The organism is Paraburkholderia phymatum (assembly GCF_040965635.1).
In the GTDB taxonomy this organism is placed as follows: Bacteria; Pseudomonadota; Gammaproteobacteria; order Burkholderiales; family Burkholderiaceae; genus Paraburkholderia; species Paraburkholderia phymatum_B.
The window spans coordinates 63,102-88,207 of the sequence record NZ_JBFRCH010000009.1 but is presented as its reverse complement, the minus strand read 5'-3'; the positions used below and the strand labels follow the sequence as shown (position 1 = coordinate 88,207).

Sequence of the window (25,106 nt, the reverse complement as noted above, 5' to 3'; positions counted from 1 at the left end):
GGATGCCGAGTATTTTGCATGATTCAGCAGAGAGCGCCCATCGGGACCCCGCCCGTCTGCGCAGCCTTTGATGGGAGCCACGGACGTGACGTGCGACGGGCCGGTTTTATAGAGTCAGCCGTCATCGCGTTGGGGACGCAGCTGTCTCTTCATGGCCGGGAGTACGCATTCACCCAACCTGCCGGGTGGGACGACCACGAATTTTCCGACGACTGTTGGCAAGATCACCAGGTCTACACGAACGCGGAAACGCAGGAGACACAGCGCCGCCGCAACGCCAGCCGCGCGTGGGCCGAGTGTATGCCGGTGGACTGGGGCGACGTTCGCTTCGAGCCGCACAATCCGTCATACACCAACATTCGTATCTACCGCGAATTTCGCTTCGGCATGCTGGTGCATCTCGTGATGACGGACGAGCGGCTGTATCGCGACGACCACGTCGTGAGCGAGGCGGCTGTCGCCCGCGCGCATGGGCACGACCCGGTCCATGGCCGGCTCGCGCTACTTTGCAGACGCAATGGTGGAAGACCACGATGAAGGGTTCGCCTGCGACTTGGAAGGTGTGGGGGAACGAGGTGATGCTAAACCGTCTGTGGGCCGTGATGCCGGGCGCGCCAGAGACCCCGGCGGCGCGCCTCGTGATCGATTGCGATGCATGGGACGGCTATCCGGCGCACAAGCATGAACTGCTCTCATACCTGAAGGAGCAGGGCATCCATAACGTCGTCGCCATCAGCGGGGACCTGCATGCGTTTCAGTGCGGCGTCGTGCGGGACAACCCGGCCCCCGCATCGGGTACACCCGTGATCGTCGATTTCGTCTGCGCCGGCATCAGCAGCACGTCCCCTTCTATTCCTACATGAAAGCCGCATGGGGCGGCACACCGCTCGCGTCGCTGGTGGCTACTCCCGCCAAATTCGATACCTTCCTGTTGACGCCATGCGTCAGCCACCGTTACGCGGGAGAGCTTTTCCGTGGTGTTCAACAGCATGCTGCTCACGGCGATGACCACCACCACGTTCTATCTGATCACTGTCTATACGCCGACCTTCGGCAAGACCGTGCTGAAGCTCTCGACCAGCGACAGCCTGATGGTGACGCTGCTCGTCGCCCTGTCGAACTTCGTGTGGCTGCTGATCGGCGGGGCGATCTCCGACCGCATCGGCGGGAAGCCGATTCTGACGATGATCGCGATTCTCGCAATCTGCACGGCGTATCCGGCGCTGTCGTGGCTCGCGAGTGGGCCGAGCTTCGGCCGCATGCTGATCGTGCTGCTGTGGTTTTCGTTCTTCTTCGGCATGAACAACGGAGCGATGGTCGCGGCGCTGATGGAAGTGATGCCGGTTGAGGTGCGCGTCGCTGGCTTCTCGCTCGCGTTTAGCCTCGCGACGGCGCTGTTCGGCGGTTTCACGCCCGCCGTATCGACGTACCTGATCGAAGTCACGCACGACAAGGCCGCGCCAGGTTATTGGCTCAGCTTCGCGGCGCTGTGCGGACTGTGCGCGACGCTCGGGTTGTATCGACGCGGCGTGGGACGCAATGCGTCGGCGGCTTCGTCGGCGTAGCGTCGTCAGCGTGATTGCCGCGATAGCCCGCGCCTTATCGCGGCAAGCATCCTGGCGTCGGGCGCCGCGTTTGCAAGAGGGAAGGGGCGCGGAATTCGGCGGCTGATCGGCCAATGCCGACATTCAGGTGTCGCGTCCGTCAGGCTGATATTAGGCATTGTGCCGAGATTCGCACTGCGGTGGCGGCGAACGTCAGCTTTCGCTGCGAGCGAACCCACACTCTCGACCCGTTGCCGCGTCCGCTCATGGACGCTACTGTCCACTTCCCACGCGAGAGCCGTCGCTCATCGCAGACCTTCCCCGGCGCTTGCGGGGCCGCTCGCTGGCCTCTGCAAGCGCCTGCCGGACCAAGGCCTGCGCGGCCCAGCCACTGGCAGCCAGCGCCTCGTCGGTGCTTGCACCGGCGACATCGCGAAGCGACAGGATGGCCTCCGTTCCCATCAGCATGGCCAACGCATGGGCGAGCCGTCGACGCGCAGCCGGTGTCAACTCCTTCTTCAATGCCTCCACGATCGGACCGACATACTGCATGCGCCGCGCAGGCCGCGGCGGTCGCGATTCCGGCCGGTTGTCCAGCCACGCCGACATGAATGAACGCTCCACCGCGTGCAGGCCCACCTCGTCGTCGAGCAACAGCTTGTTCATGGTGCGCGCCGCGCGGGCCGCCACCTCTGCCGGATCGTCGTGTCCGGGACGGCAGAAGCTTTCCAGCGGCGGCACCGCCCGCTCGAACATCGCGTCGCTGATCAGGTCCTCGACCGAGGAGTAATAGCGATAGGCCGTGGCGCGGGACACCATCGCGCGCTCCGCCACCTCCGGGAAGCTGGGCTTGCGGCCGCCTTCGCAGAGCGCGAGCGCCGCCTCGATGAGCGCGCGCCGCGTGCGACGGCGTTGATTGGCGCGGCCTTCGCCGGCCGACGCGGGGCGTGCGTCCCCGCTTGACGAATTGGTCTTCATGGTCTATTAATGAGACATCTGTCTCAACAAAAGATACTGCCTTAGTATAAGTCATTGTCGCACGATAGAGGAGCATCATGGAGCCGATCCAGAAGGAGCAGTTCGATCGCATGATCGATCGTCATTTCCGTTTCGAGGCAGAAGACGACGTCGAGGGTGTGCTGAGCACGATGGTCCCGAATGTCGAACATGACGTGGTGGGCTCGCCCGCCGGCCCGCTGCACGGCAGGCAGCAGGCGCGCGCCTTCTACGATGCGCTGTTCGCGGACCTTTCCGGCGAGAAGGTGACCTCGCTGCGCCGCTATTACGGGCCGGACTTCGTCGTTGACGAGAGCCTGTGGGAGGGCACCGCACCGGGCACGCCCTTCGGGATTTCGGGCGGCGGCCGGCGCCTGAGCTTTCGCCTGCTGCACGTGTTCGACATGGCGCCCGACGGACTGATCCGGCGCGAGAACGTGTGGATCGATCTCGCTTCGATCATGCAGCAATTGGGCACCGTCCCGGCCGCTTCGTGACGGCCGCTGACCATCACGGTGCAATGCCATGACCGACAATGCTCGCAGCCGCGCCTGGTTCCGCGTGGCCGTCGTCTATTTCGCCGCCGCAGTGGCGCTGGGCATCGTGATGGCGCGAATGCCGCTCGCCGCGAGCCGTGACTGCGCGGACAGATAGTTGAAACAGCCGGACCGTATTTGTACCGGCCGTCGGAAAGACTAAGCCGGGCCGTCGACTTGCGCTAGTCGCCGTCGGCCTGGTTGATTAGGGGATGTTCGCAAACTGCGAGGTAAAAACGGATAATGCATTGACTGTCTCCGGCGCACTTGCGGCAATGCGCAATCTTTGTATAAGGGCAGAAGCGTTGACTTCCCGGGTGCGGACGCGGGGGTTGAATCCCCGGAAGCTCGAACCGAAGGCGCTTGCAGTCAGGATGGCAGCGACAGCCACATGCGAGCAATGCAGGTCCGTTCAACTGCACCTGAAAAAATTTCCCCTATGCGCATCCCACCACTAAAGGCAATCATCGCCTTCGAATGCATCGCCAGAACCAAGAGCGTCAACCGGGCAGCAGAGGAGCTTGGCCTCACAGCGTCAGCAGTGAGCCATCAGTTGAGCAATCTCGAGTCGATCATCGGTCAACCGTTGTTTCAGCGAACCGGGCGCGGCCTCGTCCTCACGCCCACAGGCGAGCGCTACCTGTCTGATGTAACGGGTTCGCTGGCAGATCTCAGCCGTGCGACGGAGCGGGCGTCGAGCCGCAAGGAGGTCGACATCCTGCGAGTGCATTCAAGCCCGAGCTTTGGCCTCATGTGGCTGATGCCGCGACTGGCTTCATTCCAGGAGGCGAATGGCGACATCCAGTTGAACCTCGCATGCTCTTACGAGAACGTCTCGTTTTCGAACGGCTACTACGACATCGACATTCGTCACGGATACGGCGAGTGGAGCAATGTCGAAGTGAAAACCGTCAGGGGCGAGTTCATCGCGCCGCTGGCCTCGCCGAAGTATCTGGAACAACACCCGGTAAAGACACCCGAAGACCTTCTTGCGCACCGGCTCATTTATTCCGAGACGCCGCTCGTCCAGTGGCGTCAATGGTTTGGACGCCTCGGCGTGACGGGCGCACAAAAGACCTTTGATTTCTCATTCGACCGTTCATATATGTCTATCGAAACGGCGGCGCTGGGACTCGGCATCGCACTGGAGAGCTTGATGCTGGCGTCGGTCAAGGTTCGGGAAGGCGCGCTGGTTCCAGTCTTCGACGATGCGCATTCAGTCGAGGTCGGTGCTCATCATCTTGTTTACCCGAGCCAGAACGCGGACTTGCCAAGGGTCGCCAGGTTCCTTGCGTGGATTGAGCAGGAGATTGAACGCAGCACGCCCAGCGTGTCAGGGAAATCCCGGGCTAGCTGAAAATTTCTCAGCACGAGTTGAGGAAAACTGCGTTGATGGGCAGGTCGCAGACGGAGAAACTTCCGCCTACACCTAGTTCATCAACGGAGACATCAGCATGTTGCTCGAGAATCAAGTGGTCGTCATCACGGGCGCGGCATCGGCGCGCGGCATCGGCAAAGCGACGGCAAAAGCGATGGCCGCGCAGGGCGCCCGCGTCGCCATCCTGGACCTGAAACAAGCCGACGCGGAAAGCGCGGCGCGCGATCTGGGTGACGGACACCTTGGTCTGGCGTGCGATGTCACCGACAAGGAGGCATGCGTGAACGCCGCGAATGCCGTCGCGCAGAAGTATGGCCGCATCGATGCGCTCGTGAACAATGCAGGCATCACCCAACCGATCAAGACACTCGAAATTGGACGCGAAAATTTCGACGCAGTGATCGGTGTCAGTTTGCTCGGCACCCTGTACATGTCGCAAGCGGTGATTCCACAAATGAAGAAGCAGCGAAGCGGCAGTATCGTGTGCATGTCGTCTGTCTCCGCGCAACGCGGCGGCGGCATCTTCGGCGGTCCACACTACAGCGCGGCAAAAGCAGGCGTGCTCGGGCTTGCCAAGGCAATGGCGCGCGAGTTCGGCGCCGATCATATTCGCGTGAACTCAATCACGCCGGGTCTCATTCAGACGGACATCACGGGCGACAAGCTGACGCCGGAAATGCGCGCCGACATTATCAAGGGCATTCCGCTTGGACGCCTCGGTGAAGCCAACGATATCGCCAACGCGTGCCTGTTCCTGGCAAGCAGTCTGTCGACGTATCTCACGGGCATCACACTCGATGTCAACGGCGGCATGCTGATTCATTAATCTTGAAGTCGCGTGCGCTTCGCAACGACGCGCACGCTCCCGGCGCACCCGAAACACGCGGGGCGTCGCGCCGCTGAGACGGCCCACAAGCTTGCGGTCGGGCGAACCAGCGATGGCATGCGTCTGATCAACAGGAGACAACCCATGAAATCCAAAATGGCCTCGCCCACGATCGGCGCAGACCTGTCCGCGTCTGACGACGTCGTCAGCTTCGAAGCAAGAACCTATGCCAAAGTGGCGCGCCGACTGATTCCTTTTCTGATGCTGTGCTACCTCGGCGCGTATCTCGACCGCGTCAACGTAGGTTTCGCGAAGCTTCAGATGCTCAATGATCTGCGCTTTTCGGAAACGGTGTACGGCATCGGCGCGGGCATCTTCTTTCTCGGCTATTTCCTCTTCGAAGTGCCGAGCAATGTCATCCTGCACAAGGTCGGCGCGCGCAACTGGCTCGCGCGCATCATGCTGACCTGGGCGCTGATTTCGGCGAGCTTCGTGTTCGTCAAATCGCCGACGTTGTTCTATATCTTGCGTTTCCTCCTTGGCGTCGCGGAAGCGGGCTTCGCTCCCGGCGTGATCCTGTATCTCACGTACTGGTTTCCCGCGGCACGGCGCGCCAAGGCGCTCTCGATGTTCTTCATGGCGATTCCGCTTGCGGGCATCGTAGGCGGGCCGCTTTCGGGATGGATCATGCATTCGTTCCAGGGTATGCACGGCCTCGCAGGATGGAAATGGCTCTTCATGCTCGAAGCGCTGCCGTCGCTTGTCCTTGGCTTTGCCATCATCCTCTATCTCGACAACGGCATCGCGGGCGCGAAGTGGCTTACCGACGAGGAGAAGGCCCTGCTCAAGCGCAACGTTGAGAAGGACCGCACCCAGACCACTGAGCACATGTCGATTCGTGCGTTCATCGCCGACCGCCGCCTGTGGCTGATGGCTGCAATCTACTTCTGCGTCGTGCTGGGTCAATACGGACTCACGTTCTGGTTGCCGACCATCATCCGGCGCACAGGCGTGGCAGACCCGCTTTGGGTGGGCATCTTGACCGCGATTCCGTACATCTGCGCCATCATTGCGCTGCCACTGCTAGGAAGCAGCGCCGATAAACGCCGCGAGCGTCGACTGCACCTCGCCATTCCGTTGCTCGTCTCTGCCGCGGGCTTCGCTACCTTGCCGATGCTCGGCAGCGTGGGCGCGTCGATTGTCTGCGTGAGCGTTGCGGCTGCGGGCATTCTTGCATCGTCATCGCTCTTCTGGGCGCTGCCTACTGCAGTCCTCGGCGGCATGTCGGCCGCGGCGGGCATCGCCGCCGTCAACTGCTTCGCCAATCTTGCAGGGTTCTTCTCGCCTGCGATCGTGGGCTGGTTGAACGACTTCACAGGCAAGTCCACTGCAGGCCTCATCTTTATCTCAGCGTCTGTAGTGCTTGGCGCGGTGCTGGTGTTCTTCGTTCCCGCCAAGACCGTCAATCGCTGAACCAGGTTCTTTTCTGGAGACACGCAAATGAGTACTCCCGTCATCGAGGATGTGACGCTCGCCGAGCGCGCGTATCGCATCCGACGCAATGCCCTTCTGATGGGCGAAGTGCAAGGTCAAGGCTATGTCGGGCAAGCGCTCGACATCGCCGACGTGCTGGCCGTCTCGTACTTCGGCGCAATGAACTACCGTCCCGCCGATCCAGATTGGGAAGACCGCGACCGCTTCCTGCTATCGAACGGCCACTACGCGATCGCGCTCTACGCGGCGTTGTTCGAAGCCGGCATTCTTCCTCAGGAAGAACTCGAGACCTATGGCAGCGACGACAGCCGCCTGCCGATGTCCGGCATGGCGAGCTACACGCCCGGCATGGAGATGTCCGGCGGCTCTCTGGGCCAGGGATTGACGATCGCGGTGGGCCGTTGCCTAGGCCTGAAGCGAAAAGGCTCGAAGTCATTCGTCTACACGCTGTTCTCCGATGGCGAACTCGACGAAGGGGCAATCTGGGAAGGCCTGATGTCGGCGGCCCACTGGAAGCTCGACAATCTCATTGCAATGATCGACGTGAACAATCAGCAAGCCGATGGCCCGTCGACGCAAATCATGGCCTTTGAGCCATTGGTGCCGAAGCTCGAAGCATTCGGCTGGTATGTGCAGCGGGTGAACGGCAACGACATCGATGCGGTGAAGCAGGCGTTCGACAACGCACGAAACCTGAAGGACGCGAAGCCGCGCATCATCGTCTGCGACACGAAGATGGGATGTGGCGTGCCGTTCCTCGAGGAGCGCGAGAAGAATCACTTTATTCGCGTCGACCCACACGAGTGGAAGCTGGCGCTCGAAGCACTTGATGAGACTTTCTCAGGGAGAAAAGCATGAGCTCGGTCATCGATAAAAAGCCTCGCCTGAAGACATCGGCGATGATTGCGTCCATCGCAGGTGAAGGGCAGGTTACCCGGTCCGCACCATTCGGCCATGCACTGGTTGAGCTGGCTCGCACGAAAGCGAACGTCGTCGGCATGACGGCTGACCTCGGCAAGTACACCGACCTTCACGTCTTCGCGAAAGAGTTTCCGGAGCGCTACTATCAGATGGGAATGGCCGAGCAGTTGTTGATGGGAGCGGCGGCTGGCTTCGCTCATGAAGGCGCGCAGCCGTTTGTCACCACCTATGCGGTGTTCGCGACGCGCCGTGCTTACGACTTCATTCACCAGACCATCGCTGAAGACGATCTGGATGTCAAAATCGTCTGCGCGCTGCCTGGGCTGACGACTGGTTACGGCCCAAGCCATCAGGCTGCCGAAGATCTGGCGCTGATGCGCGCAATGCCGAACATGACTGTCATCGACCCGTGCGATGCGCTGGAGATCGAGCAGATGGTCCCCGCCATCGCTGCTCACAAGGGCCCGGTTTACGCGCGGTTGTTGCGCGGTAACGTACCTGCCGTGCTGGACGAGTACAACTATCGATTCGAACTCGGCAAGGCCAGGATGCTCCGCGATGGCTCCGACGTACTTATCATTTCGTCCGGAATTATGACGATGCGCGCGCTCGAAACCGCGAAGGCACTCGAAGCGGATAAGGTCGACGTCGCCGTGCTGCACGTACCGACCATCAAGCCGCTGGACAGGGAGACCATCATTCGCGAAGCGAAGCGAACGGGTCGGATGGTCGTTGTCGCGGAGAATCATACGGTCATTGGCGGGCTCGGCGAGGCCGTGGCGACGACCTTGTTGAGTGAAGGCGTCGCTTGCGCATACAGGCAAATTGCACTGCCCGACGCGTTCCTCGATGCGGGTGCGCTGCCGACGCTGCATGACCGCTATGGCATTTCCACAAACGTGATGGCTAGCAACATCAAGAAGTGGCTGGCATAGCAGGCGCAGCTTGCGCGCGAGAAGGAGCCCGGTTGCCGCATAGTCGGGGTCCTTTCAGACCCCGACTCGATTTACCTTGTTCCCGGCCGGGTCCGTGATCCGTTTGCTGACGGCGGCAGCCGCCATGGATATCCGCTCGCTCACCCGCACGATATGGGTCCACCCGTTTTTTCGCCGTCTTTGGCTCACTGCCTCGCAGCTATCCGCACGCGCGCGCCCGATCCGCTGCGCGCCGAGGCGATAGACATGCCCAGGCCGAGCAATGTCAGGCAGACCACGGGCACCAGCATAGGGGCGCTCGCGTTGCCCGCGACCTTACCGACGTAAGGCATCAGGTTCTGCCCGAAGAAGCCGCCGAGATTGCCGATCGAATTGATCGCCGCGATACTCGCCGCAGCGCGGGCACCCGTGAAGTAACGCGGAGGCAGCGACCAGAAGCACGGATACAGCAGCGGAATGCATGCGCCGCCCAGTACAAGCGCGGCGAACCGCAGCGGCAGGCCCGGCAGCACGAGACTTAGCGCGAAGCCGATTACGCCGATGCCCGCCACCGTCGCCATTGCCTTGAGCACCACGCCCTCGTGTTTGAGTTTCGCTGGCAGCCACAGCAGAAGCAGCGCGGAGAGCATCCACGGAATCATGTTGAGCAGGCCGTTGAGCGACGAATGCGAGACGCCGCCGCTTTTGAGCAGTGTCGGCAGCCAGTACGTCACGCCATAGAGCGACGTGGACATCAGCATATAGCCGCACGCGAACATCAGTACGCGCCTGTCGACCAGCGCCCGCCACGGATGCTCAGCGATGGCTTGCGTGGGCGCCTCGCGACGCAGCGCCGTGATTATCAGGTTCTTCTCCTCGCTCGACAGGAACGGCGCGCGTTCGACTGACTCAGGCAGGAAACGCAACGCCACCAGTGCAACGACGATCGCGGGCGCTCCCGTCGCCATGAATACCCACTGCCAGCCGGCGAGGCCAAGGCTGCCGTCGAGTGAGAGCAGCAAGCCGCCCGCGAGCGATCCGAGCATGTTGGCGAGCGCACTGCCGAGTGTGAAGAAGCCGAGCATGCGGGTGCGATGACTCTGCGGAAACCACAGCGTCAGATAGAAGATCACGCCCGGATAGAAGCCGGCTTCCGCGACACCCAGCGCGAACCGGAAAACATAGAACAGTTCCATCGAACGCGTGAATGCCATCGCTACCGTGATGGCGCCCCACGTCACCATGATGCGCGCGAGCCACAGGCGCGCGCCGAAGCGATGCAGCGCGAGCGTGCTCGGCACTTCGAACAGCAGATAGCCGATGAAGAAAAGCGACGCGCCCAGGCCATACGACGCTTCCGACATTCCCAGTGCATGCACCATCTGCAGCTTGGCGAATCCGACGTTCTGCCTGTCGATGAACGCGATAAGGAACATTACGATCAACAGCGGCATGAGCCGCCAGGCGATTTTCTTCACGACAGCCTGCTCAGCGGTCTGGATTTGGCTCACGACAGATCTCCGTTATCAATTCATATATATGTTTAGTTGAATGCGACCTGTCAGCAATGGGTAGAAACCCCGTCATTGAGGGTGGTGTGGGACTTCAAGGGTTATCCCCGATCTATTCGAAACGTGATTCATGAAATCATATAGATGAATGTGATGGAGAAAATGATGCGTGCCGATGACCGGTTGCCGCGCTACCAGCGTTTGCGCGATGAAATGGTTGCCCTGATCGCAGCACGCCACTGGAAGCCCGGCGAAGCGATTCCCACCGAGCAGGCGCTCGCGAAGAGCTATGACGTGGCCGTCGGCACGGTCCGCAAGGCCGTGGACCTGCTTGTCGCGGAAGGCCTGCTCGAGCGCTTCCAGGGCAGAGGGACCTTCGTGCGTCGCGCGAGCTTCGACAGTTCGCTGTTTCGCTTCTTCCGCTTCCAGACGCGGCAGGGCGAACGGCGCATTCCTGAGAGCCGCATCTTGCGTCGCGAGGTTGTCGATGCGCCGTCCGCAGTCGCCGCCACGTTGCAGATTTCGAGTAGCGCGCGTGTGATCCAGATGTCGCGCCTGCGTCTGATCGACGATGTGCCGATGCTGGCCGAAGAAATCTGGCTGCCGTACGTCCGTTTTGCCGCGTTTGCGCAGATGGATCTCAACGAAGTCGGTGACCTGCTGTATCCCGTGTACGAGGCACAGTGCAATCAGGTCGTGGCCTCTGCCACGGAAACACTGACCGTCGAAGCGATCGACCCGCTGCATGCACGGCTGTTGCGCATCGAACCGGGCACGCCCGCTGTCGTGATCGAGCGACTCGCGTATGGCTACGACAGGCAGCCGCTGGAATGGCGCCGCTCGCGCGGGCCCGCCAGCGAATTCATCTACCAGGCCGAGATCCGATAACTGTCGGCGGCCATCAGGAGCACGTCGTTTTCCATGCAGGAGCGGCGACCCAGGGAGACGGCAATGTTCAAGTGGTTCAGCGAGATTTCAGGCAACGAACGCCGGACGTTTTGGGCGTGTTTCGGCGGATGGGCGCTTGATTCGCTCGACGTGCAGATGTTCAGCCTCGTGATTCCGGCGATCATCACGGAATGGTCGATCAGCCGCACGCAAGCGGGACTCGTCAGCGGCGTCACGCTCGTGGCGTCGGCGCTGGGCGGCTGGATCGCGGGCATGCTGTCGGACCGGCTGGGTCGCGTAAAGACGCTGCAATGGACGGTCGCGTTCTTTTCCGTGTTCACATTCCTGTGCGCGTTCGCGCAAAACTATCCGCAGTTCCTCGTGCTCAAGACGCTGCAGGGGTTCGGCTTCGGCGGGGAATGGGCGGCCGGCGCAGTGCTGATGGCGGAGACGATCCGCAACGAGCATCGCGGCAAGGCAATGGGCAGCGTGCAGAGCGCATGGGCCGTCGGCTGGGGCGCAGCGGTGCTGCTCTATGCGGTGATGTTCTCGCTGCTGCCCGGGGAAACCGCGTGGCGCGCGATGTTCGGGATCGGCATCGTTCCCGCGCTGCTGATCCTTTACGTTCGACGCGGCGTGCACGAACCCGCCGTGCCGGGTCGCACGGCGCGCGATGCGCGAGTGCGCGAGGACAAAGCGGCACCTGGTGCGATCGTCGGCATCTTTTCTCCGCAAGTGCTGCGTATGACGCTGATCGGCGCGTTGCTCGGCGTCGGCGCGCATGGCGGCTACTATGCGCTGATGACCTGGCTGCCCACGTTTCTGAAGAGCGAGCGCCACCTGTCGGTGCTGGGCACGGGAGGCTACCTCGCTGTCGTGATCGTCGCGTTCTTTTGCGGGTGCATCGCGAGCGCGCAACTGCTGGACCGCATCGGACGCCGCAAAACCATTCTCACGTTTGCAATCTGCTGCGTGATAACGGTGATCGCCTATCTGTTTCTTCCGCTCGGCAATACCGCAATGCTGTTCTTCGGCTTTCCACTAGGCTTTTTTGCGGCCGGTATTCCCGCGAGCATGGGCGCGCTGTTCAACGAACTGTATCCGCGCGGGATGCGTGGCACGGGTGTCGGGTTCTGCTACAACTTCGGCCGTGTTGCATCGGCGGGCTTTCCGGTGCTTGTCGGACAGATGTCCGCGAATATGTCGCTCGGAACGGCGATCGGCATCGATGCAGGACTCGCGTACACGATCGTCGTGCTGTCCGTGCTGATGCTGCCGGAGACGCGCGGCCGCGCACTAGGCGATGCCGCTCTCGATACGCAACATCCGGGCGCGCTCTCTCACGCGCAAAGGCGTTGAGGCACGGCGCATTCGCGCGTAGCCGTGCAAGACTGGTAATGAAGGAATGTTCATGATGGAGAAGTCGGGGACAGACGCGAGCCGTCGGCAGGATGCGCGTCGTCCCGCCCGCATTGGATCTGTCGATACGCATGCGCATGTATTCGAGCGCGGCCTGCCGCTCACCCGGCAGCGGCGCTATGCGCCCAACTACGACGCGCCGCTCGACGCGTACCTTGCCCAGCTGGATGCGTACGGCGTATCGCACGGCGTGCTCGTACAGCCCAGCTTTCTTGGCACGGATTGCAGCTATCTGCTCGATGCGTTGCGCCGCGCCCCCGAAAGACTACGCGGCGTCGCCGTGATCGGGCGCGAGTGCGCGAGAGACACACTGACGGAGATGGCGGACGCGGGCATCGCTGGAATTCGCCTGAACCTGATCGGCCATGCCGACCTGCCGCTCGATAACTGGGTGAGCGGACAAACGCTCGCGCATGTTCGAGAACTGGGATGGCATGTCGAGGTGCATGCGGAAGCGGCGCGGCTGCAGGGCATCGTCGAGCCGCTTCTGGAAGCCGGCCTGAACGTCGTCGTCGATCATTTCGGCAGGCCCGATCCTGATCTCGGTGTCCGTGACCCGGGCTTTCGCCGTCTTCTCGAACTGGGTCATACGCAGCGCGTGTGGGTGAAGATATCAGCGGCGTACAGGAGCTGGCGCTACCTTCGCACGGGTGACGATGACATGCACGAAGCGGTTCGTCTTTTGAAGGCGGCGTTCGGACTGGGTCGCCTGATGTGGGGCAGCGACTGGCCGCACACACAGTACGAAGCCCAAGAGGATTTTGCCTACACGCTCGAGCTGTTTCGCGCGCTGCTTCCGGATGGCGAAGAGCGCAGTGCGGTCCTCGCGGATACGGCCACGAGACTTTACATGTTCGACGATGCGTGATCCTGTCCTGGCACCGGACTGTAGCGGACGGCGTGAAGCAGCGAAGCGCTGGTTGATTTTATGGTTCGAACGACGAGTGGTATTTAGTATGTGGCGTCACTCGTCGTTCGGTCTTGCCGCATGCATGGCGGCAGACGATGCACAACGTCCGCTGCATCACTCGGACGGCACCCGCACCCAACCCTCCATCAGGACACGCGCGCTGCGGCTCATGACGGCCTTCTTCACCGTCCACTCTCCGTTCGCCTGAGTCGCCTGGGCGCCGACCCGCAGCGTCCCCGACGGATGGCCGAAACGCACGGCGTTGCGCTCGCCGCCGCCCGCCGCGAGATTCACGAGCGTGCCCGGAATCGCCGCTGCCGTGGCGATCGCGACGGCAGCCGTGCCCATCATCGCGTGATGCAGCTTGCCCATCGACATCGCGCGCACGAGCACATCGACATCGCCCGCTTCCACACGCTTGCCGCTCGACGCCGTATAACCCGTGGGCCGCGCGACGAACGCGACTTTCGGCGTGTGCTGGCGCTTCGCGATTTCATCGAGGCTCTTGATGAGGCCCATGCGCAGCGCGCCATGCGCGCGAATGGTCTCGAACTTCTTGAGCGCCGCGTCGTCGCTGTTGATCGCCTCCTGTAGCTCCGTGCCCGTGTAGCCGATCGCGTCCGCGTTCACGAAGATCGTCGGAATGCCCGCGTTGATCATCGTCGCCTTCAGCGTGCCGACGCCGGGCACGTCCAGATCGTCGACGACATTGCCCGTCGGGAACATCGCGCCTTCCGCGCCTTCTTCCTCGGCGGCGGGGTCCATGAATTCGAGCTGGACTTCGGCGGCGGGGAACGTCACGCCGTCTAGCTCGAAGTCGCCCGTTTCCTGCACGGCGCCGTTGGTCATCGGCACGTGCGCGATGATCGTCTTGCCGATGTTCGCCTGCCAGATGCGCACGATCGCGATGCCGTTGTCCGGCACGCGGTCCGGATCGATGAGGCCGCCGCTGATCGCAAACGGCCCGACAGCCGCCGACAGGTTGCCGCAATTGCCGCTCCAGTCGACAAACGCCTTGTCGATCGACACCTGACCGAAGAGATAGTCGACGTCGTGATCCGGCCTGCTGCTCTTCGCGACGATCACCGTCTTGCTGGTGCTCGACGTTGCGCCGCCCATGCCGTCGATCTGCTTGCCATACGGATCGGGGCTGCCGATCACGCGCATCAGCAACGCGTCGCGTGCCGCGCCGGGCACCTGCGCGGCTTCGGGCAAGTCCTTCAGGCGAAAGAACACGCCTTTGCTGGTGCCGCCGCGCATGTAGGTCGCGGGAATCCTGATCTGGGGTGCGTGTGCCATGTGTTGTGGTCCTGATGAGACGAGGGCGGTGCAACGCGCACCGCCCATGCGTGAACGAACAGTGTGTGTCAGGCCGCTGCCTTCGACGACTCCAGGAAGTCTTGCGCGAAGCGTTGCAGCACGCCGCCCGCTTCGTAGATCGACACTTCTTCGGCCGTGTCGAGACGGCAAGTGACGGGCACTTCGACGCGCTCGCCGTTCGCGCGATGAATCACGAGCGTGAGGTCAGCGCGCGGCTTGCGTTCGCCGATCACGTCATACGTTTCAGTACCGTCGATGCTCAACGCGAGCCGGTTGACACCCGGCTTGAATTCGAGCGGCAGCACGCCCATGCCGATCAGGTTCGTGCGGTGAATGCGCTCGAAGCCTTCGGCGACGATCGCTTCGACGCCCGCGAGCCGCACGCCCTTCGCGGCCCAGTCGCGCGACGAGCCCTGGCCATAATCCGCGCCCGCGACGATGATGAGCGGCTGCTTGCGGTCCATGTAGGTTTCGATGGCTTCCCACATGCGCGTGACCTTGCCTTCGGGCTCGATGCGTGCGAGCGATCCCTTCTTCACCTGACCGTCGACGACAGCCATTTCGTTGATCAGCGTCGGGTTCGCGAAGGTCGCGCGCTGCGCGGTGAGGTGATCGCCGCGATGCGTCGCGTACGAGTTGAAGTCCTCTTCGGGGAGGCCCATCTTCGCGAGGTATTCGCCTGCTGCGCTGTTCGCGAGAATCGCGTTCGACGGCGACAGGTGATCGGTCGTGATGTTGTCGCCGAGCACGGCGAGCGGTCGCATGCCCTTCAGCGTGCGCTCGCCCGCGAGCGCGCCTTCCCAATACGGCGGACGGCGAATGTACGTGCTTTGCGCGCGCCAGTCGTACAGCGGGCTGATCGGCTCGCCGCTCGCGGCCGTGACGGCGAACATTGGCTCATACACCTTGCGGAACTGCTCGGGCTTTACGCTCTCTTTGACGATTGCGTCGATCTCTTCGTCGCTCGGCCAGATGTCCTTCAGATAAACAGGCTTGCCGTCCTTGTCGGTGCCGAGCGCATCGCGTTCGATGTCGAAGCGGATCGTGCCCGCAATCGCATACGCGACGACGAGCGGCGGCGACGCGAGAAACGCCTGCTTCGCATACGGATGAATGCGGCCATCGAAGTTGCGATTGCCCGACAGCACGGCCGTCGCATACAGATCGCGATCGACGATCTCCTGCTGGATCTTCGGATCGAGCGCGCCCGACATGCCATTGCAGGTCGTGCAAGCAAACGCGACGATGCCGAAGCCGAGCTTCTCCAGATCGGGCAGCAGATCGGCTTCCTGCAAATACAGCTCGACGGCCTTCGACCCCGGCGCAAGCGACGACTTGACCCACGGCTTGCGCGTGAGGCCGCGCGCATTCGCATTGCGCGCGAGCAGGGCCGCTGCGATCACGTTGCGCGGATTGCTCGTGTTCGTGCAGCTCGTGATCGCGGCGATGATGACGGCGCCATCGGGCATCTGGCCGGGCACGTCCTCCCACTTGCCCGCGATGCCGCGTTCGGCGAGATCGGATGTGGGCAGGCGCTTGTGCGGATTCGACGGACCCGCCATGTTGCGTACGACCGTCGACAGGTCGAATCTGAGCACGCGCTCATATTCGGCGTCTTTCAGCGAATCGGCCCACAGGCCCGCCGTTTTCGCGTACGTTTCGACGAGCTTCACTTGCGCGTCGTCGCGCCCCGTGAGGCGCAGATAGTCGATGGTCTGTTCGTCGATGAAGAACATCGCGGCCGTCGCGCCGTATTCGGGCGCCATGTTGGAGATCGTCGCGCGGTCGCCGAGCGTGAGGCTCGACGCACCAGCGCCGCGAAACTCCAGATACGCGCCAACCACTTTTTCCTTGCGCAGGAATTCCGTCAGCGCGAGCACGATGTCGGTCGCCGTGATGCCCGGCTGACGCTTGCCTGAAAGCTCGACGCCGACGATATCGGGCAGGCGCATCCACGACGCGCGGCCTAGCATTACGTTCTCCGCCTCCAGCCCGCCGACGCCGACGGCGATCACGCCGAGCGCATCGACGTGCGGCGTGTGGCTGTCTGTGCCGACGAGCGTATCGGGATACGCGACGCCATCGACGGCATGAATCACGGGCGACATCCGCTCCAGATTGATCTGGTGCATGATGCCGTTGCCCGGCGGAATCACATCGACGTTCTTGAACGCCTTCTTGGTCCAGTTGATGAAATCGAAGCGGTCCTCGTTGCGCCGGTCTTCGATCGCGCGGTTCTTCACAAACGCTTCAGGGTCGAAGCCACCGCATTCGACGGCCAGCGAGTGATCGACGATCAGCTGCACGGGGACGACGGGGTTCACCTTGGCGGGGTCGCCGCCCTGATCGGCGATGGCATCGCGCAGGCCCGCGAGATCGACGAGCGCCGTCTGCCCCAGAATGTCATGGCACACGACGCGCGCCGGAAACCACGGAAAATCCAGCTCGCGCTTGCGCTCGATGAGCTGCTTGAGCGATGCGGCGAGCGTCGCCGGATTGCAGCGTCGCACGAGATTTTCAGCGTGCACGCGCGACGTGTACGGCAGCTTGTCGTAGGCGCCCGGCTGGATCGCGTCGATGGCGGCGCGCGTGTCGAAGTAATCCAGCGCGGTGCCGGGCAGCGGTTTGCGGTATTCGGTATTCATGACGTAGGGACAGTGCGGTAGTAATCGTGAGCGTCGGGAGCTGAGCGCTCCTTTGAGGGCTTCTCGCGAAGTTTAGCGCGTCAGTGGACGGCTTGCGCAGTAAAGCAAGCTGCGTAAAAAGCAGCCTTGGCTCGCGGGTATCACGAGCCAAGGCCCAAGTGCATCGCAGCTCTCGCGCAGCGATACAGAAGTCAGCTCATCTATCAGGCGCGCTTCGCGAGCGGCACGAACGGCAGATCATCCGGACCCGTGTAATTCGCGCTCGGCCGAATGATCTTGTTGTCGATGCGCTGTTCGATGATGTGTGCGGCCCAGCCGGACGTGCGCGAAATCACGAACAGCGGCGTGAACATTGCCGTCGGCACGCCCATCATGTGATACGACACCGCGCTGAACCAGTCGAGGTTCGGGAACATCTTCTTGACGTCCCACATCACTGTTTCGAGCCGCTCGGCGATGTCGAACATCTTCATGTTCGACGCTTCCTTCGACAGCTTCTTCGCCACGTCCTTGATCACCTTGTTGCGCGGATCGGAGATCGTGTACACCGGGTGCCCGAAGCCGATCACGACTTCCTTGTTCTCGACGCGGCGGCGGATGTCGGCTTCCGCTTCGTCGGGCGTCTGGTAGCGCGACTGGATCTCGAACGCGGCCTCGTTCGCGCCGCCGTGCTTCGGCCCGCGCAGCGCGCCGATCGCGCCCGTGATGGCCGAATGGATGTCCGAGCCCGTGCCCGCGATCACGCGGCCCGTGAACGTCGACGCGTTGAATTCGTGCTCCGCGTACAGGTTCAGCGACACATGCATCGCGTCGACCCACGACTTCGACGGCTCCACGCCGTGCAGCAGATGCAGGAAGTGGCCGCCGATCGAATCGTCGTCGGTTTCGACTTCGATCCGCTTGCCGTTGTGCGAGTAGTGATACCAGTACAGCAGCATCGAGCCGAGCGAGGCCATCAGCTTGTCGGCGATGTCGCGCGCGCCCGCGAGGTTGTGATCGTCCTTCTCCGGCAGCACCGTGCCCAGCGCCGAGACGCCCGTGCGCATCACGTCCATCGGATGCGCGGCGGCGGGAATCCATTCGAGCACGGCCTTCACGTTCGCGGGCAGCCCGCGCAACGCCTTGAGCTTCGTCTTGTACGCAGCGAGTTCGGCGACGTTCGGCAGCTTGCCGTGCACGAGCAGATACGCGACTTCTTCGAATTCACAGGCGCCCGCGATGTCGAGAATGTCGTAGCCGCGATAGTGCAGGTCGTTGCCCGTCTTGCCGACCGTGCACAACGCGGTGTTGCCCGCCGTCACGCCCGACAGGGCCACGGATTTCTTTGGCTTGAACGCACCTGCGTTCGGTGTGTTGTTGTCTGCTTCGCTCATGTGTCTTCCTCCAGATGCCATTACTTGTTCGCGGCGAACAGCGCGTCGAGCTTGTCCTCGTACGCGTGATAGCCAAGGTACTTGTAGAGATCGTCGCGCGTCTGCATCGTCGGCACGGCCGCTTTTTGCGTGCCGTCGCGCATCACCGTCTCGTAGAAATTGAGCGCCGCCGCGTTCATCGCGCGATACGCGCCGCAGCAATACAGCGCGATGTCGACGTTCGCTTCGCGCAGTTCCGTCGTCGTGAAGAACGGCGTCGAGCCGAACTCGGTCAGGTTCGCGAGAATCGGCACCTTCACGGCGGCCTTGAAGCGGCGGTAGTCGTCGAGCGTCTTCATCGCTTCGGGGAAGATCATGTCCGCACCCGCTTCGACATAGGCGACGGCGCGCTCGATCGCGGAGTCGATGCCTTCGGCGCCGGCTGCGTCGGTGCGTGCCATGATGACGAACTGATCGTCGGTGCGCGCATCGACGGCGGCCTTCACGCGGTCCACCATCTCATCCTTCGCGACGACTTCCTTGTTCGGCCGGTGGCCGCAGCGCTTCTGGCCGACCTGGTCTTCCAGGTGAACGGCCGCGACGCCCGCCTTGATGAACGAGCGGACAGTGCGCGCGATGTTGAATGCGCCGCCCCAGCCCGTGTCGATATCGACGAGCAGCGGCAGGTTCGTGGCGTCGGTGATGCGGCGCGCGTCCGTCAGCACGTCGTCCATCGTGCTGATGCCCAGATCGGGAATGCCGAGCGAGTTCGCGGCCACGCCGCCGCCCGACAGATACACGGCCTTGAAGCCGACGGCCTCGGCCATCTTCGCGGCATACGCGGTGATCGCGCCGACGACCTGCAGCGGTTGTCCTTCCGCGACGGCCTGGCGGAACGCGGCGCCGGCGCTAGCGGGTTGTTTGGCTGAATTCATTTGGGGCTCCGTTGATTGCGGGCCTCTATCTGCAAACAGCGTGCCAACCTGCATCGCGCTACTAAGTCTCTGATTTTGCGGGGCGCGCGTTCGAGCGGAATTTCGCATCTATTTCAGAAATGGAATGCTCCGTTTCTGTTGTGAAACTTATAATGGATGGACGCCACGATCCGTACCGAGCCCCGTCCATGAGCACGCCTTCCGCCGCCTCCCATTCCCGTCCGCGCATCTGGGCGATGGGCATCAGCCGTCTGCGCGATCTGTTCGTCGATATCGCGAGCGAGTATGCGGGGCGCGCCGACGTGCGCATCGTCGCGCGCGGTTTCGACGATGCCATGCAGGAGATCGACGCGGCGGGCGCCGAGCGTCCCGACGTGATCGTGGCAGGCGGCTCGAATGGCGCGTATCTGAAGGCGCGCGTCGACGTGCCCGTGGTGGTCATCACGCCGACGGGCTTTGATGTGATGCAGGCGCTCGCGCGCGCGAGACGCGACGGCGATTCGGTGGCGCTCGTCACGCACGGCGAGACGCCCGACGAGGTCAAGCGCTTCACGGCCGCGTACGGCGTCGACGTGATCTTCGCGTCGTACCGTTCGACGGAAGACGCGGAGCGCTGCGTGCGCGAACTGCGCGAGCGCGGCGTCGATGCTGTCGTCGGGCCGGGCCACGTGACCGATCTCGCGGAGCGCGCGGGCATGGGTGCCGTGTTCCTCTATTCGCGCACGTCGGTTCGCGCGGCGTTCGATACGGCGCTCGAAGTCGCGCAGGCGACGCGCGCCGAAGGCGTACGCCGTCAGCGTCTGGACAACCTGTTGCAGCACTTGCGCGACGGCGTCGTCGCGCTCGATGCGCAAGGGCGCGTCGAAGCGATCAATCAGCGGCTCGCGGGCGTGCTCGGCATCGATACCGCCAGCGCTGCGGGCGTTCCGCTGCAACAGCTCGCCCCCGATCTGGCCAGCGCACTGCCCGACACGGACGGCGACACGCTCGTGACCGTGCGCGGCGCGAGCTACGTCGTGCATCGCGGGCCGCTCGCGGGCGCGGGTCCCGCAGCGGGCACGGTGCTGACGTTTCAGGAGTCGCGCGCGGTCGAGCGGCTCGACCGCACGCTGCGTTCGCGCCAGCGCGCGCAGCAGTTCACTGCGCGTTACCGGCTCGACGATCTGGTCGGCGAGTGCGCGTCGATCGAACGCGTGCGCACGCTGGTCCGACGTTACGCGAGGTCCGACGCGACCGTGCTGATACTCGGCGAAAGCGGCACGGGGAAGGAAATGGTCGCGCAGAGCATGCATCATCTGAGCGCGCGGCGCGACTTCGCGTTCGTCGCGATCAATTGCGGCGCGTTTCCCGAAGCGTTGCTGGAAAGCGAGCTGTTCGGCTACGACGAGGGTGCGTTCACGGGCGCGCGCAAGGGCGGCAAGGCGGGGCTCATAGAAGCGGCGCATCGCGGGACGCTGTTTCTCGACGAGATCGGCGAGATGCCGTTGCCGCTGCAAAGCCGGCTGCTGCGCGTGCTGCAGGAGCGCGAGGTGGTGCGGCTCGGTTCGACGGAGCCGACGCGCGTCGACATACGCGTGGTGGCCGCGACGCATCGCGCGCTGACGGAAGGGATCGAGGCTGGCACGTTCCGCGCGGATCTCTACTATCGGCTGAACATCCTGAGCATTGCGCTGCCGCCGCTGCGCGAGCGCGCCGCCGATGTGATGCCGCTTGCCGCCGAGCTGCTGTTGCAGTCAGCAGCACGCGAGCCGCGTCTGGCGGCGCGCGTGCCCGGCTTGCAGGCCGCGGCGCATGTGCTCGCGCCCATCAGCGAGCCCTTGTGCCGCTACGCGTGGCCGGGCAACGTGCGCGAGTTGCAGAACGTGATCGAGCGGATCGCCGTCGAGCTGGCCGACGCGGACGGCGACGCGGGCGCTGCGTTCACACGCGAGATGCTGGAGGTGGTTGCGCCTGAACTCTTCGTGCAATCGGGCCGGCAGAAGAAGAGCGCATTGACGCTGCGCGAACGCAGCCGCCACGTCGAGGCCGACGAAATACGCGCGATGCTGGCTGCGTGCGGCGGCGATCGCGATGCCGCCTGCAAGGCGCTCGGCATCAGCAAGACTACGTTGTGGCGCAAGCTCAGCACGACGCAATGAGCGTTTGCGAAGCGTTCACACGCCGAGCAACGCAGTGATGAAAAGCCCGACTGCCACGACGGCCATGCCGATCGTGAGCTTTTGAAGCCAGCGCTTTTTCGTGAGCAGCGTAATGGCGGCGAGTGCGATCGATATCTGGATCAGCGTCGTGGCCTGCGCCCAGCGATGATGCTGATGTTGCAGCGACTCGCTGACATCGTTGTCCTTTTTCACCTGCTTTTCGAGCGATTCCGCCTGCTGTCGAATCGGCTCTTTTTCGGTCTTGTAGCGCTGCACGTCGGTGGCGAATTTCGCGTGCGCCGCCGATGCGGGATCGCTCAGCGCCGCGCCCAGTTCGGCGAGGTTCTGTTTTTCTCCCTTCGCCTGATAGTAGGCCCACTGGTTCGCGGCTTCCGTCTTGAGTATCGCGGCCTCGTTCTTGTAGAAGAGCGCAAGGTTTTCGTTAGCGCCGCTTTGGTACGAGGCGATTGCGCCTACGCTCGCGAGGATCGCCGTCATGACGGCAATTCGCGAAGCGCTCGTGTCGCTTTCATGGGAACCGGCGTGCTCGATCGCGTGATCGTGCGGGCCGTGCACTTCGTATTCGTCGGACATCGTGATCGTGGCTGGAGAGAAACGCGAAGTCGCAAGCATACCGCAGCGTATCACCCGCAAAGAAAGCGTCCAGCCTTTTCTTTTCCATGCGCCATGCGATCGATGTCGTTCCGCGCTCGCCGCTCGCCGCTCAGCATTGCAGCTTGCGCTGCGCGCGATACTCGGTCGGAGAAGTCTTCATGTGTCGCCGGAAACTGCGCGCGAGATGATCGCCGCTCGTCATGCCCGCGCGTTTCGCGACCTTGTCGACGGGCAGATCGGTTTCGATCAGCAGATTGCAGACCACCTGAAGCCGCGCGTTCATCAGATAGTCGGACGGCGTCATGCCGAGCTCGCTTCTGAAGTGACGCAGCAGGCTGCGCTCGCTCATCGCGGCCACTTGCGCCGCGTCTTCGATCGTGACCTGGCGGCGGCAATTGTCCTGCAGCCAGTGCGCGGCCGCGCGCACCTTTTCGGCGGGCGTGCTGCCGACGACATCTTCGAATATCGCATTCAGCGCGTCTTGCGAGCAGATCGACAGATGCTCGGCGACGCGCCGCGCCATCGTGTCGCCCATGTCGCGGCGGATCAGTTTAAGCGCGCCCGTGAGCGCTTCGTGAAGGCTTTGGGATTTCCTCTTGCAGTCGTTTGCGTGCCCCGCCGCGTTGCAGGACGATTCGCCATGCGTCGCACGCGGCCCATCGCGAATGGGACTGTCGGGCCCCGGCAGCGGCGCGCCCACCAGCCGCACATCGGCCGCTTTCGCGCGGGCGCGGCTGATCCAGGCGGTCAGCGGCTCCGAGCGGTCGTCGAGATCCGTGTCCGCGCCGACGATCGCGAAGATCGCGTCGAATTCATCGTTCCTGTGTGCGTCGAATGCTTCCGTGGAAACGAGCAGCGTCGCCGAACTGCCGACGTATCCATCGTGCGCCGCGAGAACGGCGACCCGATACGCCCACTGGATCGAATTGCGCGACGACAGCTCGCTCGCCAGCTCGAGCGTATTCGCGATGACGCTCGCGCTCAGCAGGTCGAACCCCTCGAACAGCACGACGGCGACATGACGCGTTCGCAGCGCTTTCCCGTCCGGCCCCTCCGATTCGTTGGTATCGAGTCTTTGACGCGGACGCGTTGACATGTTCTTCCCCGACCTCAATGAACTGGACCAGAACCCCGGATACCTCGACGTCGACGGGAAGCATTCCAGACGATGCGCGCGTCACCGAATGTATGGAAGGCTCCAGTTCTCCCGCTAACTCCCAATCCTGCCTTGATAAATCGCAAAGTGAATGTGGGCGGGCGCACGCAGCGCGACAAGTAGTGTCAAAGAACTTCACGCGCATCGGCCGATGCGTTTGATTCGGCACGAGGGGCACTGCATCCGGTTGCAGGAATCAGCGTGAGCGCAAGAGCAAAACGATTGGCGGGCCGATATTGTTCCCGCGTAGATGGTTGATTGTCACGTCGACTGGTTTCTATTCCAGTTCGACATCGACGAGATGCCGCTCGATTCGAAAATGGCCTGCGCGACTTTCAGGTAGCTCTCGGCGGTGTCGCGCAGCGTATAGCCGTCCAGTGGGCGATATGCGCGAGGCGTGTGCATTGCGTGAATCAGCGCGCGCGCATACGCGGAAGGATTCATCGTGTCGACGAGCGAGACGCCCGGAAATTCGCGGGCGAATTCGAATGCTGCAATGCGGCTTGCGACGACGGGGATTCCCGATGCCAGCGCTTCGAGAAAGCCGATGCTGTGCGCCTCCCTGTGAGAAGGCATCGCAAACACACGCGACGCTTGCAGGATCGCGGCGACATTCGTCTCGGGGCCGCACAACGTGACACGCTCGTTCAGGTTCATGCGGTCCACGAGATTCATCGCTGTCTCGTGATAGGCCTTGTCCTCGATGACGCCGCACAGCAGCAGGCGCGCTTCCGGTTCCTGTTGCAGCACGCCATCGAAGGCCTGAATCGTTTCGAGCTGTCCTTTGTCGCGGACATAGCGTCCCAGCTGCACGATCTGTTTTGCCGTGCTGCGGTCGGCCAGGTTCAATGCGGATGCCACGAACTGGAAGCGCGACAGGTCGACGCCGTTAGGGATTACGGTCACGAGCGGATGCGGTCCGAACTCGCGAAGGTAGTCGTGCGTATTCTGCTGGGACACGCCGACGACGGCTCTTGCACGACGCGACAGAAAACGCTCGGCCCATTTCAGCTTGGGGTCCTCGAAATCGTTGGAGCCGGAGTGCATCACGTAGACGACGGGCGCGGCATACGGAAGCAGACGCACGTAGAGTGCGGCGAGCGTCGCATGAGCGATGATGATGTCCGGCCGGAACCGCTTGATGCAGCGCCACAGATGCATCAGACGCCCGAACCTGCTCAGATACGCATTGGGAAAATCGCACAGCACATCCGCAGCCGCCAGCTCGCTGCGGCTGTGATCGAAGTCTGCGAGTTGAGGCAGCATCGATGCGATGCAGACTTCGTGGCCACTCTCCCTATGCTGGATTGCGAGACCCTTCGCGAGGACCTCGGCACCAGACAGACGTGGCGCATGTACGACCTGTAGTATCCGCACTTGTCACCGTTTCGAATAAGGCTTGTGTACGAAGGGAACAGGCCGCGATGGCGAATCGTCAATTGCATTCTGTTCTCTGTGCAGCGTACGGTTCCGTTGATCGACCGTCAATTGGTGTGTTCAATGACGGTTCTAACATACTCAATCGCACCGACAATCATCAGCCAACGACTAGTCATTACTCGACACCTAAGTACTTACCTGTACCGCTGCTTTTTCTGCGATCATCGA

The 25,106-nt window shown here is 62.8% G+C and carries 22 protein-coding genes and 1 pseudogene; 14 read left to right on the top strand and 9 right to left on the bottom strand.

Annotation, left to right across the window (positions count from 1 at the left end):
• The first annotated feature begins 18 nt into the window (after positions 1-18).
• The 3 genes and pseudogenes from AB4Y32_RS18390 to AB4Y32_RS18380 form a co-directional block, all read left to right on the top strand.
• A complete protein-coding gene (locus tag AB4Y32_RS18390) occupies positions 19-537 on the top strand; it encodes an alkaline phosphatase D family protein (RefSeq protein ID WP_368722704.1) in 519 nt (172 codons plus the stop codon).
• Positions 534-863, top strand: coding sequence for an alkaline phosphatase D family protein (locus AB4Y32_RS18385; RefSeq protein WP_368722703.1), 330 nt, complete (start codon positions 534-536; stop codon positions 861-863). Before AB4Y32_RS18390 ends, AB4Y32_RS18385 begins: the two co-directional genes overlap by 4 nt.
• Before the next feature lie 120 nt (positions 864-983).
• Positions 984-1,565 (top strand): annotated as a pseudogene (locus tag AB4Y32_RS18380) (MFS transporter); the annotation flags it as partial.
• A 252-nt stretch (positions 1,566-1,817) separates the two neighbouring features.
• On the opposite strand, the gene AB4Y32_RS18375 reads toward AB4Y32_RS18380, so the two are convergent.
• Positions 1,818-2,522, bottom strand: a complete 705-nt coding sequence (locus tag AB4Y32_RS18375; protein ID WP_368722702.1) for a TetR/AcrR family transcriptional regulator — start codon at positions 2,520-2,522, stop codon at positions 1,818-1,820.
• A 77-nt stretch (positions 2,523-2,599) separates the two neighbouring features.
• Here AB4Y32_RS18375 and AB4Y32_RS18370 point away from each other — a divergent pair, with 77 nt between their 5' ends.
• The 7 genes from AB4Y32_RS18370 to AB4Y32_RS18340 all read left to right on the top strand — a co-directional run bounded on the left by AB4Y32_RS18370 (position 2,600) and on the right by AB4Y32_RS18340 (position 8,630).
• Positions 2,600-3,037 carry an ester cyclase gene (locus tag AB4Y32_RS18370; protein WP_368722701.1) on the top strand — a complete coding sequence of 146 codons (438 nt, stop codon included), beginning with the start codon at positions 2,600-2,602 and terminating at the stop codon, positions 3,035-3,037.
• A 28-nt stretch (positions 3,038-3,065) separates the two neighbouring features.
• Entirely contained in the window at positions 3,066-3,194 is a 129-nt protein-coding gene (locus tag AB4Y32_RS18365) for a hypothetical protein (RefSeq protein ID WP_368722700.1), read from the top strand.
• Positions 3,195-3,515: 321 nt separating this feature from the next.
• On the top strand, positions 3,516-4,433 hold the full coding sequence (locus AB4Y32_RS18360; protein ID WP_368722802.1) for a LysR substrate-binding domain-containing protein: 918 nt from the start codon (positions 3,516-3,518) through the stop codon (positions 4,431-4,433).
• 97 nt (positions 4,434-4,530) lie between these two features.
• Positions 4,531-5,280, top strand: coding sequence for an SDR family NAD(P)-dependent oxidoreductase (locus AB4Y32_RS18355; protein ID WP_368722699.1), 750 nt, complete (start codon positions 4,531-4,533; stop codon positions 5,278-5,280).
• A 144-nt stretch (positions 5,281-5,424) separates the two neighbouring features.
• Positions 5,425-6,753, top strand: a complete 1,329-nt coding sequence (locus tag AB4Y32_RS18350) for an MFS transporter (protein ID WP_368722698.1) — start codon at positions 5,425-5,427, stop codon at positions 6,751-6,753.
• 27 nt (positions 6,754-6,780) lie between these two features.
• On the top strand, positions 6,781-7,632 hold the full coding sequence (locus tag AB4Y32_RS18345) for a transketolase (RefSeq protein WP_368722697.1): 852 nt from the start codon (positions 6,781-6,783) through the stop codon (positions 7,630-7,632).
• Positions 7,629-8,630, top strand: a complete 1,002-nt coding sequence (locus tag AB4Y32_RS18340) for a transketolase family protein (RefSeq protein WP_368722696.1) — start codon at positions 7,629-7,631, stop codon at positions 8,628-8,630. Before AB4Y32_RS18345 ends, AB4Y32_RS18340 begins: the two co-directional genes overlap by 4 nt.
• Positions 8,631-8,815: 185 nt before the next feature.
• Here the strand turns inward: AB4Y32_RS18340 and AB4Y32_RS18335 are convergent, their stop codons facing one another.
• Positions 8,816-10,063 (bottom strand): MFS transporter, encoded by a 1,248-nt coding sequence (locus tag AB4Y32_RS18335; RefSeq protein WP_439899807.1) that lies wholly within the window; start codon positions 10,061-10,063, stop codon positions 8,816-8,818.
• A gap of 219 nt (positions 10,064-10,282) precedes the next feature.
• Here AB4Y32_RS18335 and AB4Y32_RS18330 point away from each other — a divergent pair, with 219 nt between their 5' ends.
• The 3 genes from AB4Y32_RS18330 to AB4Y32_RS18320 all read left to right on the top strand — a co-directional run bounded on the left by AB4Y32_RS18330 (position 10,283) and on the right by AB4Y32_RS18320 (position 13,295).
• Positions 10,283-11,008, top strand: a complete 726-nt coding sequence (locus tag AB4Y32_RS18330; protein ID WP_368722694.1) for a GntR family transcriptional regulator — start codon at positions 10,283-10,285, stop codon at positions 11,006-11,008.
• 63 nt (positions 11,009-11,071) lie between these two features.
• On the top strand, positions 11,072-12,367 hold the full coding sequence (locus AB4Y32_RS18325; RefSeq protein WP_368722693.1) for an MFS transporter: 1,296 nt from the start codon (positions 11,072-11,074) through the stop codon (positions 12,365-12,367).
• 52 nt (positions 12,368-12,419) lie between these two features.
• Positions 12,420-13,295 (top strand): amidohydrolase, encoded by an 876-nt coding sequence (locus tag AB4Y32_RS18320; RefSeq protein WP_368722692.1) that lies wholly within the window; start codon positions 12,420-12,422, stop codon positions 13,293-13,295.
• Between the two features lie 156 nt (positions 13,296-13,451).
• Here the strand turns inward: AB4Y32_RS18320 and prpF are convergent, their stop codons facing one another.
• The 4 genes from prpF to prpB form a co-directional block, all read right to left on the bottom strand.
• Complete coding sequence (prpF, locus tag AB4Y32_RS18315; RefSeq protein WP_368722691.1) at positions 13,452-14,636, bottom strand: 2-methylaconitate cis-trans isomerase PrpF; 1,185 nt, start codon at positions 14,634-14,636, stop codon at positions 13,452-13,454.
• 68 nt (positions 14,637-14,704) lie between these two features.
• Complete coding sequence (gene acnD / locus AB4Y32_RS18310; protein WP_368722690.1) at positions 14,705-17,302, bottom strand: Fe/S-dependent 2-methylisocitrate dehydratase AcnD; 2,598 nt, start codon at positions 17,300-17,302, stop codon at positions 14,705-14,707.
• A gap of 203 nt (positions 17,303-17,505) precedes the next feature.
• On the bottom strand, positions 17,506-18,675 hold the full coding sequence (gene prpC / locus AB4Y32_RS18305) for a bifunctional 2-methylcitrate synthase/citrate synthase (RefSeq protein ID WP_368722689.1): 1,170 nt from the start codon (positions 18,673-18,675) through the stop codon (positions 17,506-17,508).
• A gap of 20 nt (positions 18,676-18,695) precedes the next feature.
• Positions 18,696-19,589: a methylisocitrate lyase gene (gene prpB / locus AB4Y32_RS18300; RefSeq protein ID WP_368722688.1), complete on the bottom strand. Its 894-nt coding sequence runs from the start codon at positions 19,587-19,589 to the stop codon at positions 18,696-18,698.
• 188 nt (positions 19,590-19,777) lie between these two features.
• Between prpB and prpR the strand changes: the two genes are divergently transcribed.
• A complete protein-coding gene (prpR, locus tag AB4Y32_RS18295) occupies positions 19,778-21,727 on the top strand; it encodes a propionate catabolism operon regulatory protein PrpR (protein ID WP_368722687.1) in 1,950 nt (649 codons plus the stop codon).
• Between the two features lie 15 nt (positions 21,728-21,742).
• Here the strand turns inward: prpR and AB4Y32_RS18290 are convergent, their stop codons facing one another.
• The 3 genes from AB4Y32_RS18290 to AB4Y32_RS18280 form a co-directional block, all read right to left on the bottom strand.
• Entirely contained in the window at positions 21,743-22,321 is a 579-nt protein-coding gene (locus AB4Y32_RS18290) for a DUF4337 domain-containing protein (RefSeq protein ID WP_368722686.1), read from the bottom strand.
• Positions 22,322-22,451: 130 nt separating this feature from the next.
• On the bottom strand, positions 22,452-23,438 hold the full coding sequence (locus tag AB4Y32_RS18285) for a helix-turn-helix domain-containing protein (protein ID WP_368722685.1): 987 nt from the start codon (positions 23,436-23,438) through the stop codon (positions 22,452-22,454).
• A gap of 321 nt (positions 23,439-23,759) precedes the next feature.
• Positions 23,760-24,875, bottom strand: a complete 1,116-nt coding sequence (locus AB4Y32_RS18280; protein ID WP_368722684.1) for a glycosyltransferase — start codon at positions 24,873-24,875, stop codon at positions 23,760-23,762.
• Positions 24,876-25,106: the final 231 nt, after the last annotated feature.

What these genes read in the sequence shown, in the direction of transcription:
- AB4Y32_RS18390 (WP_368722704.1), top strand. Translation starts at nt 19, where the DNA reads ATGATTCAGCAGAGAGCGCCCATCGGGACCCCGCCCGTCTGCGCAGCC.
- AB4Y32_RS18385 (WP_368722703.1), top strand. Translation starts at nt 534, where the DNA reads ATGAAGGGTTCGCCTGCGACTTGGAAGGTGTGGGGGAACGAGGTGATG.
- AB4Y32_RS18375 (WP_368722702.1), bottom strand. Translation starts at nt 2,522, where the DNA reads ATGAAGACCAATTCGTCAAGCGGGGACGCACGCCCCGCGTCGGCCGGC.
- AB4Y32_RS18370 (WP_368722701.1), top strand. Translation starts at nt 2,600, where the DNA reads ATGGAGCCGATCCAGAAGGAGCAGTTCGATCGCATGATCGATCGTCAT.
- AB4Y32_RS18365 (WP_368722700.1), top strand. Translation starts at nt 3,066, where the DNA reads ATGACCGACAATGCTCGCAGCCGCGCCTGGTTCCGCGTGGCCGTCGTC.
- AB4Y32_RS18360 (WP_368722802.1), top strand. Translation starts at nt 3,516, where the DNA reads ATGCGCATCCCACCACTAAAGGCAATCATCGCCTTCGAATGCATCGCC.
- AB4Y32_RS18355 (WP_368722699.1), top strand. Translation starts at nt 4,531, where the DNA reads ATGTTGCTCGAGAATCAAGTGGTCGTCATCACGGGCGCGGCATCGGCG.
- AB4Y32_RS18350 (WP_368722698.1), top strand. Translation starts at nt 5,425, where the DNA reads ATGAAATCCAAAATGGCCTCGCCCACGATCGGCGCAGACCTGTCCGCG.
- AB4Y32_RS18345 (WP_368722697.1), top strand. Translation starts at nt 6,781, where the DNA reads ATGAGTACTCCCGTCATCGAGGATGTGACGCTCGCCGAGCGCGCGTAT.
- AB4Y32_RS18340 (WP_368722696.1), top strand. Translation starts at nt 7,629, where the DNA reads ATGAGCTCGGTCATCGATAAAAAGCCTCGCCTGAAGACATCGGCGATG.
- AB4Y32_RS18335 (WP_439899807.1), bottom strand. Translation starts at nt 10,063, where the DNA reads ATGCCGCTGTTGATCGTAATGTTCCTTATCGCGTTCATCGACAGGCAG.
- AB4Y32_RS18330 (WP_368722694.1), top strand. Translation starts at nt 10,283, where the DNA reads ATGATGCGTGCCGATGACCGGTTGCCGCGCTACCAGCGTTTGCGCGAT.
- AB4Y32_RS18325 (WP_368722693.1), top strand. Translation starts at nt 11,072, where the DNA reads ATGTTCAAGTGGTTCAGCGAGATTTCAGGCAACGAACGCCGGACGTTT.
- AB4Y32_RS18320 (WP_368722692.1), top strand. Translation starts at nt 12,420, where the DNA reads ATGATGGAGAAGTCGGGGACAGACGCGAGCCGTCGGCAGGATGCGCGT.
- prpF (WP_368722691.1), bottom strand. Translation starts at nt 14,636, where the DNA reads ATGGCACACGCACCCCAGATCAGGATTCCCGCGACCTACATGCGCGGC.
- acnD (WP_368722690.1), bottom strand. Translation starts at nt 17,302, where the DNA reads ATGAATACCGAATACCGCAAACCGCTGCCCGGCACCGCGCTGGATTAC.
- prpC (WP_368722689.1), bottom strand. Translation starts at nt 18,675, where the DNA reads ATGAGCGAAGCAGACAACAACACACCGAACGCAGGTGCGTTCAAGCCA.
- prpB (WP_368722688.1), bottom strand. Translation starts at nt 19,589, where the DNA reads ATGAATTCAGCCAAACAACCCGCTAGCGCCGGCGCCGCGTTCCGCCAG.
- prpR (WP_368722687.1), top strand. Translation starts at nt 19,778, where the DNA reads ATGAGCACGCCTTCCGCCGCCTCCCATTCCCGTCCGCGCATCTGGGCG.
- AB4Y32_RS18290 (WP_368722686.1), bottom strand. Translation starts at nt 22,321, where the DNA reads ATGTCCGACGAATACGAAGTGCACGGCCCGCACGATCACGCGATCGAG.
- AB4Y32_RS18285 (WP_368722685.1), bottom strand. Translation starts at nt 23,438, where the DNA reads ATGTCAACGCGTCCGCGTCAAAGACTCGATACCAACGAATCGGAGGGG.